Raw genomic sequence first — 16,985 nt, forward strand, 5'->3', positions numbered from 1 at the left:
GGGAGATTTCGAAGCATCCCTTCAGGAGACCAGGGACATCGGCGGGCGGGCGGCGGGCGATGCTTTGCGGATATCGGCGGTCTGAAAGTGGGAGATTCTTTCGTTCAACACTTCCACCTGATGCTGGAGCCGATGAATCTCCGCGGTGCTTTCCTCGACCATGGCGGCATTGTGCTGGGTGATGTGCTCGACATCGCGAACGGCGTTGTTGACGCCGTCGATCCCCTAATATTGCCTGGTCGTCGAAGACGAGATGACGTGCACCAGCCCATTGATCGAGGTGAAATGGTCCATGATGGATGACAGCGCCTGGCCGGTCTCCTCGACCAGCCGGCCGGTGCCGACCTGCAATGCGCTGGTGGAAAAATGAGGTGCTCAAGACCTTGGTATCGAGAATGTCGACAAACGAGCGACCGAAGTCGCTAAGGCGCGGCACTTCGTGACGGTATCGCCGCCCCCTTGCTCCGCTACGCAATCCATGCGTCTATTTAACCTTTGAGGGGTGAGCTTCAACGTCATGGCATCACGCACGAAGATCGCCGCTTCGCGGCAGCTCGGAGCTGGGGTCGACCTCCATCCCCAAGGGACAACGGAAGACTTGAGGATGAGTGTTTTGCGCAAGAATTCAACTCGGGTTGGCCCCGGCTATCCACAGGTCGTTGTGCTTGTCGGCGCGACAGGCGATCTCTCACGACGCAAGCTACTGACCGGGCTGTTCCACCTGACGAATGCGGGCTTCATTCCAGGCTGCCGCATTATCGGCGTCTCGCTCGACGACATCGACGCGGATGCCTTCCGCGCTATCGCCCGTGACTCGCTGGACAAGTTCTTGACTCGCAAGTTCTCGCAGTCCGAATGGGAAGCGTTTGCCGCATCGCTCGACTACGTCCCGCTCGCTGCCGGCGCCAATGCTCTCAAGGAAGCGGTCGACAGGGCCGAGGCAGCACTGGGCGCCGAGACGCGGCGCGTGCACTATTTATCCGTGCCACCAAGTGCCGCCCTTCTGGCCGTGCAACTCCTCGCCCAGGCTGAACTGACTGAACGCTCCCGAATCATTATGGAAAAGCCCTTCGGCACAGACCTTGCCAGTGCCGTTGCACTAAACAAGAAGCTGCACGAAGTGTTCGACGAGAAGCAGATCTTCCGCATCGACCATTTCCTCGGGAAGGAGCCGGCACAAAACATCCTGGCCTTCCGATTTGCCAATGGCCTGTTCGAACCGATCTGGAACCGGAACTTCATCGACCATGTGCAGATCGATGTCCCGGAGACGCTCGGCCTTTCCACCCGCGCCGCCTTTTACGAGACCACCGGCGCCTATCGTGACATGGTGGTGACCCACCTCTTCCAGATCCTCGGCTTCATGGCGATGGAGCCGCCCACTGCTCTTGAGCCTGCGCCAATCTCGGAAGAGAAGAACAAGGTGTTCCGCTCCATGTTGCCGATTGAGCCGCGCGACGTGGTGCGCGGTCAATACATTGGCTACCGTAATGAGCCTGGCGTCGATCCCGAAAGCGACACTGACACCTTCATCGCCTTAAAATGCGCCATCGACAACTGGCGCTGGGCCGGAGTGCCCTTCTACCTGCGTACAGGCAAGCGCATGGCCGAGGGGCAGCGCATTATTTCGATCGCGTTCCGCGAGCCCCCGAAATCGATGTTCCCTCCGGGATCTGGCGTGGGGGCACAGGGCCCTGACCACCTCACTTTCGACCTCGCTGATGCCTCCAAGGTCTCGCTTTCCTTCTATGGCAAGCGCCCTGGCCCGGGCTTCCGGCTCGACAAGCTCTCGCTGCAATTCGCCATGAGCGAAACAGGCCTGATTGGCGAAGTTCTGGAGGCCTACGAGCGTCTGATCCTCGACGCCATGCGCGGTGACCACACGCTCTTCACTACGGCCGAGGGTATTGAGCGTCTCTGGGAGGTTTCCCAACCTCTCCTCGATAACCCGCCGCCCGTACGCCTCTACGACCAGGGCGGGTGGGGGCCGAAGTCGATCCATCAACTCGTTGCCCCGCACGCCTGGCGCCTGCCGTTCGAGCGCGCCTGGAGGGATGCGGCAAAAGGGTGATTGACGGTCGATAGTTGGATCGATGCCGGCGACCGGAATGGCGCCGACCAATTGCGAAAAATCCCGATACAATGACATTGTCAGAGATGCGCAGCAAGCCGAGATCCGACCGCGAATGCTCAGTTCCGGAGTGGCGTTGGCGGGTGGATCTGCATTTTGTGCGGAATTCGGTTTGATCATCCTCTATTTCGTCGCCGCCCTCGGTCCCTTGCCGCGAGCGGATTTCGGGCGTCCGCAGGCGGATATTCGGTTCAGTATTGCGACGCGGACCACAGCCTCTGTTTGCTGAGCGGCGAACGAGCTATGTAACCCGCTGCAACGTTCGTCCTAGCAAGTGCTCGCTCCAGAGCTTCGATGCAGGCCGGATCGTGCGAGTGCCACCCCTCCTGAAGGATCGCTATTGCTCTGTTGATTGACATGGCAACTTGGTACCGCCGGTCGGCCGCCTTGGTGAATGAATTGGCTGGCTGTGGTGACCGCGTCAGGACTCAGTGATTGGGATAGCGGTCAAGAAGAAGACCTTGCAAGGGGCCGCTCCCGCTTTTAAGGGGTATGTCTTTGAACAACCGCGATATGAGGCGCGGCCGCAATCCTTGCCTCTCATCGATGAGGAGGAATGACATCCTCTTTATCTCGATCGTGATCACGCCTGCATTGTCATGGCGACGATAATTCCCCGAATCCATCGCATGGAAACCATTTTCCACCGCCCAGGCGGCTATCATATCCGCGTTCATCTAACGGCCACCTCGATGATCTCGCCACCCTTGTGTGCGCATGTTGGCAATGCTGAATTCGCCGGCCGCTCAATGTTGGGATAACAGTATCACTCGTAACGATGGCTTCGCATGGCCGCCGGGCATCGATTTTTTGAAGCCAACCAAGCTCCTCGTAGAATCTGTAGTCCATGTCACTGATTCCTCTTCCGGTGCAAATCGAGATTGTAGTTCTCTAGAATCCGTGAGATTCTCCAAAGTCGGATGAAAATAGCGTGCGAACAACAAAGCGTCTCGACGTTTTCGGCGGGCGTCCAAACGCAGGTCGTGCCCTGATTGTCTGACGGGCTGCTTAACCCGCCAAGGGAGGACGACGATGACTGTACGGCCAGACCGGACTTTCCACGCGACTGCCAAGCTCGCAATGCAGGCGCCAGTCGAAAATTTTGCGTACACTTTGATGCTGAGTCCCGACTTCTCTCGGCCTGATGGATTAGCAATAGTTGACGTAGACCCGAAGTCAAAGGACTACGGCAAGGTCGTCCATAGCGTGATAATGCCAAACAAGGGCGACGAGTTTCACCACTTCGGCTGGAACGCGTGCTCTTCGGCCCTTTCGCCGCTGAACGGTCACCCGTTTCTCGAGCGCCGGTTTCTGATCATTCCCGGTATTCGATCTTCGCGCATCTACGTAATAGACACCAAGGGCGGACCGACCAAAGCCAAAATCCACAAGGTCATCGAGCCAGAAGAAGTGTTTGCCAAGACGGGCTATTCTAGGCCTCATACGATTCACTGCGGTCCGGAAGGTATTTATGTCTCGACGCTTGGGGGCGGTGGCCCTGAGGGCACCGACGGACCTCCCGGCATCTTTGTCATGGATTGCGAGACGTTCGATGTCATCGGGCGCTATGAGATCGATCGTGGGCCACAGGACAAGCAGTATGATTTCTGGTGGAACCTGCCACGCGACTACATGGTATCGAGCGAGTGGGCACTTCCGCCGCAGTTCGAGAAGGGCATCGTCCCGGAAGATCTCCTGTCGAACAAATATGGACACCGGGTGCATTTCTGGGATTTGCGCGAACGCAGGAACGTGCAGACCATTGATCTGGGAGCCAATCACCAGATGGCACTGGAAGTCCGCCCCGCCCATGACCCGGTAAAAGAATACGGTTTCCTTGGAGTGGTCGTTGACACGACAAACCTTGAGGGATCGATCTGGACATGGTGGCGCGAGGACGGCAAATTTCATTGCGAAAAGACGGCGACTATCCCGCCCGAGGCAGCCGCGAAAGATGACCTTCCCCCGCTTTTGCAGGGCTTCGAGGCGGTCCCGCCGCTGGTAACCGACATAGACCTATCGCTCGATGACCGCTTCCTCTACGTATCCTGCTGGGGGACCGGTGAGATGCGCCAATATGACGTCACCGATCCTATGAAGCCTAAGCTTGCAGGGTCCGTCCATATTGGCGGCATCACGCGCAAGACCAAGCATCCCGGCGGCGGCGACTACAGGGGCGGACCGCAGATGGTCGAGATCAGCCGCGACGGCAAACGCGTTTACTGGACCAACTCCCTGTATTCGACCTGGGATGACCAATTCTATCCCGATGGCATCCCGGCAGCCATGGTCAAGGCCAGTGTCGGCGAGAACGGTGGAATCACCCTGGACAAGGACTTTTTTGTCAAGTTCCCCGAGGGGTATCGCTCGCACCAGATTCGTTTGGAAGGCGGCGATTGCTCAACGGATTCATTTTGCTATCCATCGGTGTAACGGACTGCTCGGATCAATGAAGCGATGAGCGAGTGGACGACTGCCGGGTCTCTCTGGTTGGCCGTCATCGCCAGCGGCATTTATCATGGCGTCAACCCCGGCATGGGCTGGCCGTTGGCCGTCTCGGCCGGACTGTTGGACAGACGTGCCAGCGAATTGTTCCGGGCGCTCGGCCTTTTGGCAATGGGCCACTTTGTGGCGATGATTGGCATCCTGCTGCCCTTCGGCGCGATGCTGACGCTGATTGTCTGGGAACGACAGATCCGCATCGCAGCCGGGTTGATCGTGATCGCAGCCGGAATCTATCTCTTGATCAACCGGCGCCACCCGCGTGTTCTTGCCCGTATCCCGCCGGCGCAACTGGCGTTGTGGTCCTTCGCGGCTGCCACCGCGCATGGCGCCGGGCTGATGCTGGTGCCGATTTATCTGGGCCTGTGCTTGGCCGGGGATCCGGATGTCGGACACCGAGCGGCTGCCACGCTCATGACTGGTAATCTGATCACAGCTACCGCCGTCTCCGTGGTCCACGCGGCCGCCATGATTGTAAGTGGCGGCGTTATCGCCTTTGCCGTCTATCGATGGCTCGGACCCAAGTTCATCTCACAAAGCTGGTTCAATCTCGATATCGTGTGGGCCGCGAGCCTGATCCTGGTGGGGGGAATTGGGATCGCGAGTCTCGGATTCACTCAGTAGGCCTGAGGCCCTCGATGGTAACGACAAGCATTGCTCCGCTTTCGATCGCGGTTGTCCTCGCCTTAAAAGGCGCTGATGCCAGCCCTCCTTTTCTTGGCGGCAGCTGCAGGATTAATCGTTATTTCTCGCCAGACTTATGGGGGGCCGACCTTCGTTGCGGTCGCGCTCCGTATGCTGATCAATCTAGGCGAGGTGGTCTTTTCAAATGGCCATTTAGATCACGATGATCACGGCAAAACGCAAAGCGTATGTTCAGCGGCTCCTGGACAAGAGAGCGGAGCAGACGTTTCACTGTTCGAGTTCTTTAGGCTCAGGACCTAATGATTAGCGGATGCAAGCGGTCCAGCGGAAAAGTCATGCGAGACTCGGGCTGGTTGACGCGTTTGGTGGAGCGTCTGACGAAGCTTGGCACTGCGATCCAGACCACCGTTCTCGCGCAGCGCATATCCGTTGATAAAGTCCTCGAACGCCTCGCGATTGTCCCCACCCGCTGTCACATCTCCGGCAGGCCGGCCTTTCGAAAGCCGTCGACAAAGTGGTCTCGTACAGATGCATCGCGCAGCGGCTGGGAGCTGAGCCAATGGCCGATCGTGAAATGAGGGTGGGCGATCAGGAACAATTCTGCTTCTCGCCGCGCCTCCTCAAGGTGGCCCAATTGCGCAAGCGTAGCAGCCAGGAATTTGCGTGAGTTGGTACGATACGTGTCTTCCCTGCGGAGTGTCGCGGCTGCCGCCTCATAGTCACGCGCGGCGTACTGCGCCTGCCCAAGATGACAAAGATACCAGCAGGTTGGATGGGGATTGAGCCGCAGAGCTTTTTCGATTTGCGCTAGTCCGTCGGCAATCCTGCCGTCCAGCACGGACATGTCCGACATGGCGGCCCAGGTGTCGGCGTGGTTGGGGTCCAGCTCCAGGGCCTTGGCGAAGGCGGCGTCCGATTCCTCCCATCGCCGCTCATAAGCCAAAATGGTCCCCAGAACGTAACGGCAGCCGGCATCGTTGGGATCTAGGTCGACCGCCTTCTGCGCGAACGTCACCGCCATCCGACGGTTAGGATCGTCGGGCTCGCCGAAATGAGTCCAGGCAAGCCAACGGTTATAGGCGAGCAGACCGAGCGCCTCGGCATATGATGGCTCGAGCTTAACCGCGCGTTGGAGCAGCACATAGGCCTCACGCTCAGTTTGCGGCGACTCTTCCGTCAGGAGGCGAGCGCGCACACACAGATCGTACGCCTCAAGGTTCTTCGGCCGATTGCGCTGCTTCGGGATGGTCAGCCGGCCGACGAGGGCTTCAACAATCTTGGCGTTAACTTCATCCTGTAATTCGAAAACATCTTCCACCGTCCTGTCAAACCGGTCGGCCCACAAGTGCTGGCCGCCAAGCGCGTCGATCAATTGGGCATTGATGCGGACACGGCCCATTGCGCGTCTGGCGCTCCCCTCCAGGACGTAGCGGACGCCGAGTTCCTGGGCGGCCAGCCGCACGTCGACCGGCTTGCCCTTGTAGCGATACACGGAATTGCGCGCGATGACGAACAGGCCAGCCGTACGGGAAAGGTCGGTGATCAGGTCTTCGGTCAAGCCGTCGACGAAAGGCGCGTCCGCTTCATCCCCACTCATATTCGTGAACGGCAATACAGCGATCGAGGGACATTCGGGCAGCGGCAATGTGCTCTGCAGCGCATCCGGCCAATGCCACACGCGGACCGGGCGAGTCAGGTTCTTGAGGTAACGTTCGCCTGCATCAAAGAACCGGTCGCCGATCTTGCCGACGATCTCGCCGTGAACTTTGGCTGAAATGCATATACCTCCCGGTGCGGCCTGCGTCTCGAGTCGCGCCGCGACATTGACGCCGTCGCCGAGGATGTCTGAACCGTCGTCAATGACATCTCCCAGATTAACGCCTATACGCAAAAGCAGGCGCCGGTCTCCGGAAGCCTCAACAGCAGTGGTGGCCCGTTGCATTTCCAATGCTGCTGCGACCGCGTCGACCGCGCTACCGAATTCGATTAAGAATCCGTCGCCCATGACCTTGAAGATGCGACCCTTGTGGCGCTTTACAGCCGGCTCGATAACGCCAGAACGGAGTTCTCTGAGGTTCGCCAGCGTTGCGACTTCATCAGCCTCCATCAGGCGTGTATAACCCACCACATCGGCAACGACGATGGCGGCAAGGCGACGCTGAATAGATTGGTCCGTCATGTGAGGACAAGCCTGATGACCAAATTAGCAAGTTATTGTTCAACCGCAGGTAAGTCAACAAATCGTAAGAGGTAATATCCAGGCGATCTCCACCTCCATCGAGCCGTAATCCTTCTTTGTGACCGACGGCGTCGAGGTGGACGACACGGAAATGAGTATCCACGAAAAGCGGACGGTTCTTGAACGTCTGGTGATGGGCGGGACGGTCCGGTCGCTGCTGCCTGCACCGCCCGCGGAGCACGTTTGGCAGGCGCGTGGCAACAGATCGCCGTGCAATTGGCTAATTCGATCAACTGAAGGGCCGAACACCCAAAACTAAGATGTCGCAAGGCTGGATGGCACCGGCACCGAACCACGCCCGTCAAATGACGGACGCGGCTCAGCGGGAGGCGCCGGGGGATCAGCCCAGCCGATTGCCTTCGGCGGAGAAGAGGTGGATTTTCTCGGATTTGGGCGCGAGGTGGATTTGATGGTCAGGTTTTAAATCCACCCGTCGGTGCAGCACGATGGTTGCCGTCTGCGTGCCGACACGCACCGAAAGATGGGTCTCCGCACCGGTCGGCTCAACAGTCAGCACGGTGGCCGGAATGCCCGTCTCCGCAATGTCGAGGTCTTCCGGACGGATGCCGTAGGTGCGCGCCGCGCTTTGGCTCAATTGCGGCGGAAGCGGCAGGGAAACACCACCTTCGATACGGAAGCCGCCGTCGCTGACGCCGCCCTCGAAAAGGTTCATCGACGGCGAGCCGATGAAGGCGGCGACGAAGGTGTTATCTGGGCGGTCGTAGAGATCGAGCGGCTTGCCGATCTGCTCGATGCGGCCGGCGCGCATGACGACGATCTTGTCGGCCATGGTCATCGCCTCGATCTGGTCGTGAGTGACGTAAACGATGGTCGTGCCAAGGCGCTGATGCAGCTCCTTGATCTCGCTGCGCATGGTCACCCGCAGCTTGGCGTCGAGGTTGGACAGCGGCTCGTCAAAGAGGAACACTTTCGGATGGCGTACGATGGCGCGGCCCATGGCGACGCGCTGGCGCTGGCCGCCGGAAAGCTGTTTCGGCAGGCGCTCCAGCAGGGGTTCGAGTGCGAGAATGGCGGCGGCTTCGCTCACCAGCTTGTCGATTGTCGCCTTATCGCGCCCCTGCAGCTTCAGGGCAAAGCCCATATTTTCGCGCACCGTCATGTGCGGATAGAGCGCGTAGGACTGGAACACCATGGCGATATCGCGCTCCTTCGGCGCGACGTCGTTGACGACGCGGCCGTTGATGCGGATTTCACCGCCGCTGATATCCTCCAGCCCCGCCAGCATGCGCAGAAGCGTGGACTTGCCGCAGCCGGACGGCCCGACGAGCGTGACGAACTCACCGTCTGCGATATCCGCGGAAACCCCGTGGATAACGGAGGCCGCGCCGTATTGCTTCAGAACCCGATCGATTGCTACCGATGCCATTGTCTGTCCTCCCTCACAGTTTCAATTGCCAGACGCCGGCCGCGGCGACGGCGCCGGCGAGCGTTGCCGAACGTGCGGCGGCAAAGCCCGGAATCCGTTTGGACCCCGTCCAGCGGCCGTTGTCAGCGAACACCTCGATGGAACCGGCATCGAGGAAGATGCGCAGGCTCGACGGTTTTGCGCGCGCGGCGACGTAACGTGGCGGCGTTTTACCGGTGCGAGCGTCGAAGACAATCGCCAGACCATCGGCATCGAGTTTCACGGCTAGATCGACATCCGGATGATCGAAGGTGAGATCGAAGGCGGCGCCAGGCTCGGTGAGATCAAGCAGGATCTCGACGGCGCCGGTGCCGAGCGGCACGGTCTTGCCGGCGGCAAGCGCGGTGTCATCAAGCAACTGATGGCGCAGGCTTTCGACGGCTGCGACCGGCGGGGTCAGCACGCTGTCGCCGTCGAGAATCACGCGGCGCGGCAGGGTCATGGCCGTCGGGAAATCATCCTTCTTGGAAAAATCCGACCAGTTGGCGAGCCAGGCGATGCCGACCGGCTCGTCGCCATCAACGAAGGCCTGGAAGGCATAGGCATCCGAACCGAAATCCAACTCCTGCTCGAACTCCGCAGTGAAGGTGCGGCCATCGAAACCGCCGACGGTCACGGAGGTGAGATTGCGGCGGCCGGTGGCCGGGTCGCGGCTGGTGAGCAGACCGAAGATCAGCGCCCAGCGGGGTTCTGCGTTTTTGCCGGAAAGCGGCACCATGCAGGGGCATTCCGCCGCCGTCATGCCGAAACCGTCCTCGCGATGGAGGATGCCGAGGAAGTTCCAGCCATCGGCGCCTTGCGCGTCTGCAGTTTCATAGAGCAGTACGACGCCGCCCTGCCTGTCGCGGCTGCCGAGCAGCATCTTCCAGCGCCCGTCCGGGCCTTTGAAGACATAGGGGTCGCGGAAATCGGTGGTGAGGTTCAAGCCTTCCGGGCGCAGCGGCATCACGATTTCTGATGGCCCGGCGACGATGCCGTCGCGGCTGACCGCGGAAAGCTGGATTTGCTCTTCCGGTTGCCGGTCACGAACATGCTCGGTGTAGAAGACCCGGATCTCCTCGCCTTCCGGGCCGGAGCCGGGGATCGCCGAGCCGGAGAAGGCGCCGCCGCGGCCATCGTCCTTTTCCGACAGATGCGCTGCCGGAAAGAGGAACATGGGCAGATGCCTCCAGCGGACGAAATCCTTCGAGACGGCATGTCCCCAGTGCATCGTGTTCCAGCGCGGCTCATGAGGATAATGCTGGTAGAAGAGGTGAGCGTTTCCGCCGAACCGTCCAAAACCGTTCGGATCGTTCATCCAGCCGAAGGGCGGGCGGAAATGGTAGCTGTCGGGCACCTCGGGGGCGGCGGTGCGGGCATCGCTGTACAGGACGCGGATGCCCTCCTTCATCACGGTTTCCGGCCGGAAGGCGTAAGCGACGGAGAGCGCTGTGGTTGTTGCATCATAGGACAGCGTGGCACGACCGCCTTTCGCGAGCGTCACAGCGAAGAACTCAAATTCCCCCGTGCGGCGGGTCGAGGGCTCGCCGATGTCGTTGCCATTAACGGCGACGAAGAGCTTCGCCTCGCCGCCGGCATGGCGCGCCTTCAGCCAGAGATGCAGCACCGTGCCTTCGGGCAGTTCCGCTTCAATGGTTTCAGGTGCGGACGTTTCGGATTTTGCCTGCAGAGACATGATCAACCTTTCACGGCGGAGCCGACGAATGAACTGACGAACCAGCGCTGGAAAGCCAGATAGAGAATGAGGACCGGGATCATCATCAGCACCGAGGCGGCCATGGCGCGGTCCCAGTAGATGCTGTCCTGTCCGAAGAAGGTGGCGATGGCGACGGCAATCGGCCGAGCATAGTCGGTCTGGGTGACCAGCGTCGGCCAGAGATACTGGTTCCAGCTTTCGATGCCCATGAGGATCGAGACCGTGGCGAGTGCCGGCAGGCTGAGCGGCATGTAGATCGATCGGTAGATGCGGAAGGCCGATGCGCCGTCCATTTCCGCCGCTTCATAAAGTTCCTTCGGCAGCTGCGCGAAGAACTGGTAGAAAAGGAAAACATAGAGCGGGCTTGCCACCCAGGGCAGGATCTGCACCGCGAATGTATCCGTCAGCCCAGCCCGCGACATCATGACGACGAGCGGCATGATGATGCTTTCCTGCGGGATGACATAGAGCGCGACGACCAGCGCCAAGAGCGCCGCCTTGCCGCGCAGCGAACCCCAGGCGAGAACGAAGCCCGCCATGGAATTGATGACCAGTCCCGAGACGACTGTGGCGACGAGGATCGCCAGCGAATTGAAGAGATATCGGCCATAGGCCAGCTCGCCGGAGAAATGGGCGATCTCCTTATAGTTCGACAGCGTCGGGTCGCTGACCCAGAAGGCGCGGAAGCTGCCCATGTCGGCGAGGATGCGGAAGCGGTCGTCCTTCAGGCTGGCGATCAGCAGCATGAACAGCGGTGAGATCATCACCAGCGCGATGACCAGGATGCAGAGGCTCTGCACGATGCGCAGGCTTCTCTTGCCGTTGCCCCGTGCGATTGCCAGCGGGACGGGCTGGGTCAAAGCGAGATCAGACATCGAAGCGCCTCAGGAGTTTGCGTTGCAGGAGCGCGATCAGAAGAACGATGACGAAGAGGATGACGGAAACGGCCGATGCGTAGCCGAGTTTCTGCTCCTCGAAGCCGGCGCGCACCATGTAGTGGACGACGGTTTCGGTGCTTTCGTTCGGGCCGCCCTGGGTTAGGATCGCCACCTGCGTATAGAGCTTGAAGGCCTGGATAGTGGTGATGACCAGCACGAAGACATGGGTCGGGCGAAGGCCGGGCATGGTGACGTGCCAGAAGCGGCGCAGCGCGCTTGCCCCGTCGATGCGGGCGGCATCGTAAAGTTCTTCGGGAATGCCCTGCAGGCCGGCGAGATAGATGATCATCTGAAACCCATAGGCCTGCCAGGCTGAAAGCAGCACGATGGAAAACATCGCCCAGTTGGGGTCGCCGAGCCAGTCGATCGGCTGAATCGCGCCGCCGGAAAGAAAACCGACGATCTGGTTGAGCGGACCGCTCGGATACTGGAACAGCGTGCCCCAGATGACGCAGACCACCACCATGGAGGTGATCGCCGGCAGGAAGAACAGGCCGCGCAGCAGGTTTTGCATCGGCAGCTTCTGATGCAAGAGTAGCGCGGTCAGGAAGGCGAGGCCGCACTGCAGCGGCAGCACCCAGACGGTGAAGCGCGTGACGTTCCACAGCGAGGTCCAGAACAGCGGATCGGTGAAGACGCGCTCGAAATTCAGCAGACCGACGAAGCGCACCGGCGTCGGGCGCGGCACGAGCGGCTGGTTGGTCATCGCCGTCCAGAAGGACAAGAGGAACGGCGTGATCAGGAATATCGCCATAAGCAGAAAGGCAGGCGCGATCATCGCCATTTCCTGCCAGAGCCGCTTGTTGTCGCGGCGTTTCGCCGGACGCCGCAAAGCGGGCGTGGAGGTCTGTTGCAAAGTCATTGTTTCCTCCTCATCGGTCATCCTCCCGAGATGGTCCAGGGCCGGCAGGAGAACCGGCCCCGTCAAAACCCCCTACTGCTGTTCGTCGAAGGGCGGATAGCCGGCGTTGTCCTCGATATCCTCGTCGATCTTCTTGGCAGCGGCCGTCAGCGCTTCCTGCGCGTCACCACCGTTGAAGATCTTGTCGACGGCCTGCATGAAGGCCGAGGTGATCGTCGGATAGGCCGGGTGCGGCGGACGGGCGATCGCGGTCTTGGAAGCCTGCTCAAAGGCGATGGCGAGCGGACCGCCTTCCGCATAGAGCGGGGATGCGGCGGCGAAGCTCTTCAGGCCCGGATAGGCGGACTGGGTCTTGGCGTACTCCCGATAGTCCTTGTCCTTCAGCAGGAAGCTCAGGAACTTGCCGGCGATCTCAGGGTTTTCCGAGGTCGCGGAAATGCCCCAGATCCAGGTTCCGTTCGGGCTCACGCCCTTGTCGCCGATCTTGGGCAGCGGCATGACGACGATATTGTCCTTCATCGCTGCCGATGCCTCCGCGTAGAACCAGTGTCCGCCCATGGCGAGCGCGGCCGGCTGTCCCTCGGCGTAGAACTGGTTGGTGCCCGACGAAGTCGGTACGACCCAGCCCTTCTTCACCCAGTCCTGCATCATCGTCAGCGCCTTGACGCAGGCCTCGCCATCAAGCGTGCCGCTGGCCTTCCAGGTCTTGCGGTCGATCAGGTCGCAGCCGGCGCTCTCGAGCAGCGGGCCGTAGGCATAGGTGATCCACTCGGTCTTGATGCCGTAACCCCGGAAGGTGTCGATCGGCCACTTCACGCCTTCAACCTTGGAAAGCTTTTCGAGATAGCCTTCGAATTCCTCGCGGGTCCAGGCATCGTCGACCGATTTCGGAATGCGGGCGCCAATGGCTTCAAGATATTTCTTATTGCCGTAGAGCACGACCGAGGAGTCGGTGAGGCCGATCGCATAAAGGTCCTTGTCGATCGGATAGGTGCCCTGGGCAATATTCGAATCCGTCATGTCATCGAGCAGGTCCTTGTCAATGAGCGGCTTGACGGCCTGCAGATAGCCGGACCAGACATAATTGGCGAGGAACGGAGCATCGAGCTCCATGATATCGGGCAGCTGCTTGGCCATGACGGCGGCGCTGAACTTTTCGTTATAGGCATCGTGCGGCGCGTAGATCATCTCGATGTCGACATCGGGATTGGCTGCCTCAAAGCGGGCGGCAACATCGCCATAGGCCTTCACCCAGCCGGGATCGCCCTGGTGCATGACGTGGATGACGGTCTTCGCCTCGGCGAAACCGGCGGTCGCGACCAGCGCGGCGGACGCCAGGAATGCGTAAAGTAATCGATTACCCATTGAAGTGCTCATTGATATTCTCCTCCTGTTAGACACTCGATGTTCAGACGGATGCCCGTTCGACCAGATGGAACGGCAATTTCCGCAGATGCGGCGGTTGGGGCTGCTCGGCCAGGAGGATCTCCATGGCAAGGCGGCCCATGGCGCGGTGCGGCAGGGCCATCGTCGTCAACGGCGGGTCCAGCCGCGAGGCAAGCTCGACCTGGTTGTCGAAGCTTGCCACCGCGATATCATCCGGAATGCGAAGGCCGGCGCGGGCAAGCGCCGCATAGACTTCCATCGCCACGCGGTCATTGCCGCACAGGATGGCGTCCGGCCGTTGACCGGATTTCAGAAGCGCCTCCACATGAGAGGCAACAAGGCTTGGTGCACGGTCGCTGTAGACGCTGCGGCGCACCGCCGGCAACACGCCGACGGGGTCGATGCCCCCCTCCTCAAGCGCCGCACGAAACCCCGTCTCGCGTAGCGTGCCGGCGAGAATGCCCGGCAGGTTGATGAAGGCAATGCGCCGGCGGCCGGCGACAAGCAGATAACGCACGATCTCCCGCGCGCCGCCCTCTTCGTCCGGCACCAGCGCGGTGACGCGGCCGGCAGCCTCGCGGCAGTTGATCATCACGCCGACGGCGCCCGCCAACCTGTCCGGCAGGGCGACATGCTTGTGGTACATGGCGGCATATGCAACGGCGCGCGGCCGGAACTGCTGCACCTCGTCGAGCACCGAACCGATAGACTGGCCGCTTCTGTGGTTGACCGCAAAAACCGCCATGCCGGCGCTGCGGGCCGCCCCGTCGAGGCCACGCACGATCTCGGTGGCGAAGGGCGAAGTGATGAGGCCGTCGGAGACGACGCCGACCAGCGGCAGCCAGCCCTGACGCACGCCGCGCGCCGCCAGGTTGGTGACGTAGCCGAATTCTTCCGCAATGGCCTTGATCTTCTGGCGCGTATCGTCCGACATGCGGGCGGAGCCGCCGTGCAAGGCGCCGGAAACTGTCTTTACCGAGACGCCCGCACGTTCCGCGATGTCAGAAAGTGATACTGCCACGATCTTCACCATCCTCCTTGGGTTATCGATTACCCAATAGTGGCAGCGGGCACGTTTTGTCAAGGGGATTTTAGACGCACTGCACATGCCAATCAGGTTGCCGCCGGTATTTGATGGAGAACGCCAGCCTTTCTCGACACGGCACGCAAGTTGGTGCGGCAGGTCGCCGCCCGCCTAGGGTAATCGACAGGCTAGCTTCGGCTCCCCAAGTGGTTTGTTTTGCGCCACTCGTCGTACTCTCCGCGGGCATCGTCATGCAGCGGATAGTAGCGCTGCAACGACCCGCCCTCCATAAGCTTCACTCGCGAGAACTCCTCCCAATCGTGATGCTTTTGCGACTCTTCGATGACCTTCGAGGCCATTGCGACTGGAAGCACCACCACCCCGTCGTCGTCGGCGACGATGATATCGCCGGGGATGACCGTGACACCGCCGCAGGCAATCGGAACGTTGACGGCGTTCGGATAGATGCTGGTCTGCACATGGTAGTTGGGAGTCCAGCCACGCAGCCATAGGGGCAGATCCAGCTTCTCGACATTGGGCCGATCGCGCATGCACCCGTCGATTACGATGCCAGCGCCACCTCTGCCTTTGAAATAGGTCGACATCATATCGCCAAAGACGCCCGAGCTCATGTCGCCGCGCGCGTCAACCACGACCACATCGCCCTCCTGCGCGTGATAGAGCACGTGCCGGTGCAACTGCGTCTCCGGATCGGCATATTCTCCCTCGGTGAAGAGGTCCGGCCGCTGTGGCATGAACTGGAGCGTCAGCGCCGGCCCGACGATCGACTTCCCGCGGTTCTGCGGCACGGGACCGACCATGTGGGGATTGCGGAAGCCCATGTGGCCAAGCGTGCCGGCAACCGTCGCGGCGCCGATTTCCTTCAGCGCGTCGATCATATCTTTGGGCGGCCGCATAATGTCGGGAGTATGCGTCATTTTAGACTCCGTTGGATGGACTACCAGTTCGTAACAGAACCGTCGCGGCGCTTCAGGTGAGGCGCTTCCCAGAACCGAAAGCTTTCCGCGTTGACCGCCTCTTCGTTGACCTCGATGCCGAGCCCCGGTAGATCGCTGACCGGATAGTCGGGGCCGTCGAGCCGTGGTTGCACGGGGAAGAAGTCGGAATTGTCGAAGCCGAGCTTTGCTTCGGGCGCCCTGGTCTCGAGCCAAGCGAAATTCGGTACCGCGGCGGCGAGATGGATGGTCGCGGCCGTGCAGACTGGGCCGAGGGGATTGTGCGGCATCAGGTCCACATAGTGCGCCTCGCTCCAGCCAGCCACCTTCATCGCTTCGGTTAGCCCGCCAACATTGCAAACATCGAGCCGGTTGAACTGATGGATGCCGCGCTCGATGTAGGGCAGGAACTGCCACTTGCTGGCAAATTCCTCGCCGATGGCGAACGGGATGTCGGTCATCGTGCGCAGGGATTCGTAGGCCTCCGGTGTCTCGTCTCGTATCGGCTCCTCGAGGAAATCAAGCACGCCACGGCCGAGCTTGTTGCAGAAGCTCGCCGCCTCTGCGACCGACAGCCGATGGTGATAGTCGATGCCGAGGACGACGTCGTCGCCCAGCGCCTCGCGCGCCTTGTTTAGCATGGCTGCGGTCGCGCCGATCGACTGGCGCGGCTCAAAGATATCCTTGCTGTTTTGCCCGATGGGAAAGAAGCGGATCGCCTGCCATCCCTGTGCGCGTAGTTCGCCGGCTCGTTCGATCGCAACGTCGCCCTCGGCCTCGTCACCGGTCGAGGCGAAGGTAGGAATGCGATCGCGCTGCTTGCCGCCCAGCAGGTCGTAGACCGGCACCCCCAGCGCTTTTCCCTTGATGTCGTGAAGGGCGATGTCGATGGCGGAAATCGCCGCCTGCAGAACGCGCCCGCCTTCGAAGTACTGGCTTCGATAAACTTCTTGCCAGATCCGACCAATCTGCATCGGATCGCGGCCGATGAGAAATTCGCGATAGTGCTCGATCGCGCCAACCACGGCCTTCTCGCGACCGCTCAAGCCGCTCTCGCCCCATCCGAAGATGCCGTTGTCGGTCTCGACCTTGACCAGCATCTGGTTGCGGGTTCCTACCCATACCGGATAGGGCTTGATCGCGGTGATTTTAAGCTTCGTAGTCATCCACACCCTCGTTC

Annotated in this window: 13 protein-coding genes and 2 pseudogenes; 3 read left to right on the forward strand and 12 right to left on the reverse strand. The window is 60.8% G+C overall.

Features of this window, described 5'->3' with window-relative positions:
- Positions 1 to 21: 21 nt before the first annotated feature.
- A pseudogene (locus ACS4RR_RS28360) lies at positions 22 to 363 on the reverse strand (methyl-accepting chemotaxis protein); the annotation flags it as partial.
- 241 nt (positions 364 to 604) lie between these two features.
- Here ACS4RR_RS28360 and zwf point away from each other — a divergent pair.
- On the forward strand, positions 605 to 2,071 hold the full coding sequence (gene zwf / locus ACS4RR_RS28365; protein ID WP_456190478.1) for a glucose-6-phosphate dehydrogenase: 1,467 nt from the start codon (positions 605 to 607) through the stop codon (positions 2,069 to 2,071).
- Positions 2,072 to 2,254: 183 nt separating this feature from the next.
- Here zwf and ACS4RR_RS28370 read toward each other — a convergent pair.
- Positions 2,255 to 2,371: pseudogene (locus ACS4RR_RS28370) on the reverse strand (IS5/IS1182 family transposase); the annotation flags it as partial.
- A gap of 188 nt (positions 2,372 to 2,559) precedes the next feature.
- Positions 2,560 to 2,808: a hypothetical protein gene (locus tag ACS4RR_RS28375; RefSeq protein WP_170276017.1), complete on the reverse strand. Its 249-nt coding sequence runs from the start codon at positions 2,806 to 2,808 to the stop codon at positions 2,560 to 2,562.
- A 355-nt stretch (positions 2,809 to 3,163) separates the two neighbouring features.
- On the opposite strand from ACS4RR_RS28375, the gene ACS4RR_RS28380 reads away from it, so the two are divergent.
- On the forward strand, positions 3,164 to 4,564 hold the full coding sequence (locus ACS4RR_RS28380; protein WP_017967538.1) for a selenium-binding protein SBP56-related protein: 1,401 nt from the start codon (positions 3,164 to 3,166) through the stop codon (positions 4,562 to 4,564).
- 24 nt (positions 4,565 to 4,588) lie between these two features.
- Positions 4,589 to 5,257 (forward strand): hypothetical protein, encoded by a 669-nt coding sequence (locus tag ACS4RR_RS28385; protein ID WP_456190479.1) that lies wholly within the window; start codon positions 4,589 to 4,591, stop codon positions 5,255 to 5,257.
- A gap of 493 nt (positions 5,258 to 5,750) precedes the next feature.
- Here the strand turns inward: ACS4RR_RS28385 and ACS4RR_RS28390 are convergent, their stop codons facing one another.
- The 9 genes from ACS4RR_RS28390 to ACS4RR_RS28430 all read right to left on the reverse strand — a co-directional run bounded on the left by ACS4RR_RS28390 (position 5,751) and on the right by ACS4RR_RS28430 (position 16,971).
- The gene (locus tag ACS4RR_RS28390; protein WP_456190480.1) at positions 5,751 to 7,457 is read right to left on the reverse strand and encodes an adenylate/guanylate cyclase domain-containing protein; all 1,707 of its coding nucleotides are present in this window, start codon (positions 7,455 to 7,457) and stop codon (positions 5,751 to 5,753) included.
- Between the two features lie 400 nt (positions 7,458 to 7,857).
- Positions 7,858 to 8,904: an ABC transporter ATP-binding protein gene (locus ACS4RR_RS28395; RefSeq protein WP_456190481.1), complete on the reverse strand. Its 1,047-nt coding sequence runs from the start codon at positions 8,902 to 8,904 to the stop codon at positions 7,858 to 7,860.
- A 13-nt stretch (positions 8,905 to 8,917) separates the two neighbouring features.
- Entirely contained in the window at positions 8,918 to 10,618 is a 1,701-nt protein-coding gene (locus ACS4RR_RS28400; protein ID WP_456190482.1) for a glycoside hydrolase family 32 protein, read from the reverse strand.
- Between the two features lie 2 nt (positions 10,619 to 10,620).
- A complete protein-coding gene (locus ACS4RR_RS28405; RefSeq protein ID WP_033183394.1) occupies positions 10,621 to 11,514 on the reverse strand; it encodes a carbohydrate ABC transporter permease in 894 nt (297 codons plus the stop codon).
- Positions 11,507 to 12,439, reverse strand: a complete 933-nt coding sequence (locus ACS4RR_RS28410; RefSeq protein ID WP_170259581.1) for a carbohydrate ABC transporter permease — start codon at positions 12,437 to 12,439, stop codon at positions 11,507 to 11,509. Before ACS4RR_RS28410 ends, ACS4RR_RS28405 begins: the two co-directional genes overlap by 8 nt.
- A gap of 72 nt (positions 12,440 to 12,511) precedes the next feature.
- Complete coding sequence (locus tag ACS4RR_RS28415; protein ID WP_170256697.1) at positions 12,512 to 13,804, reverse strand: ABC transporter substrate-binding protein; 1,293 nt, start codon at positions 13,802 to 13,804, stop codon at positions 12,512 to 12,514.
- Positions 13,805 to 13,847: 43 nt separating this feature from the next.
- Complete coding sequence (locus ACS4RR_RS28420; protein WP_456190483.1) at positions 13,848 to 14,858, reverse strand: LacI family DNA-binding transcriptional regulator; 1,011 nt, start codon at positions 14,856 to 14,858, stop codon at positions 13,848 to 13,850.
- A 179-nt stretch (positions 14,859 to 15,037) separates the two neighbouring features.
- Complete coding sequence (locus ACS4RR_RS28425; protein WP_170279594.1) at positions 15,038 to 15,787, reverse strand: ribonuclease activity regulator RraA; 750 nt, start codon at positions 15,785 to 15,787, stop codon at positions 15,038 to 15,040.
- 20 nt (positions 15,788 to 15,807) lie between these two features.
- Entirely contained in the window at positions 15,808 to 16,971 is a 1,164-nt protein-coding gene (locus ACS4RR_RS28430; protein WP_260299052.1) for a mandelate racemase/muconate lactonizing enzyme family protein, read from the reverse strand.
- Positions 16,972 to 16,985 lie beyond the last annotated feature (14 nt).

Origin of the sequence: Rhizobium zaerense (assembly GCF_051810725.1) — a bacterium.
GTDB classification, from domain to species: domain Bacteria; phylum Pseudomonadota; class Alphaproteobacteria; order Rhizobiales; family Rhizobiaceae; genus Rhizobium; species Rhizobium leguminosarum_I.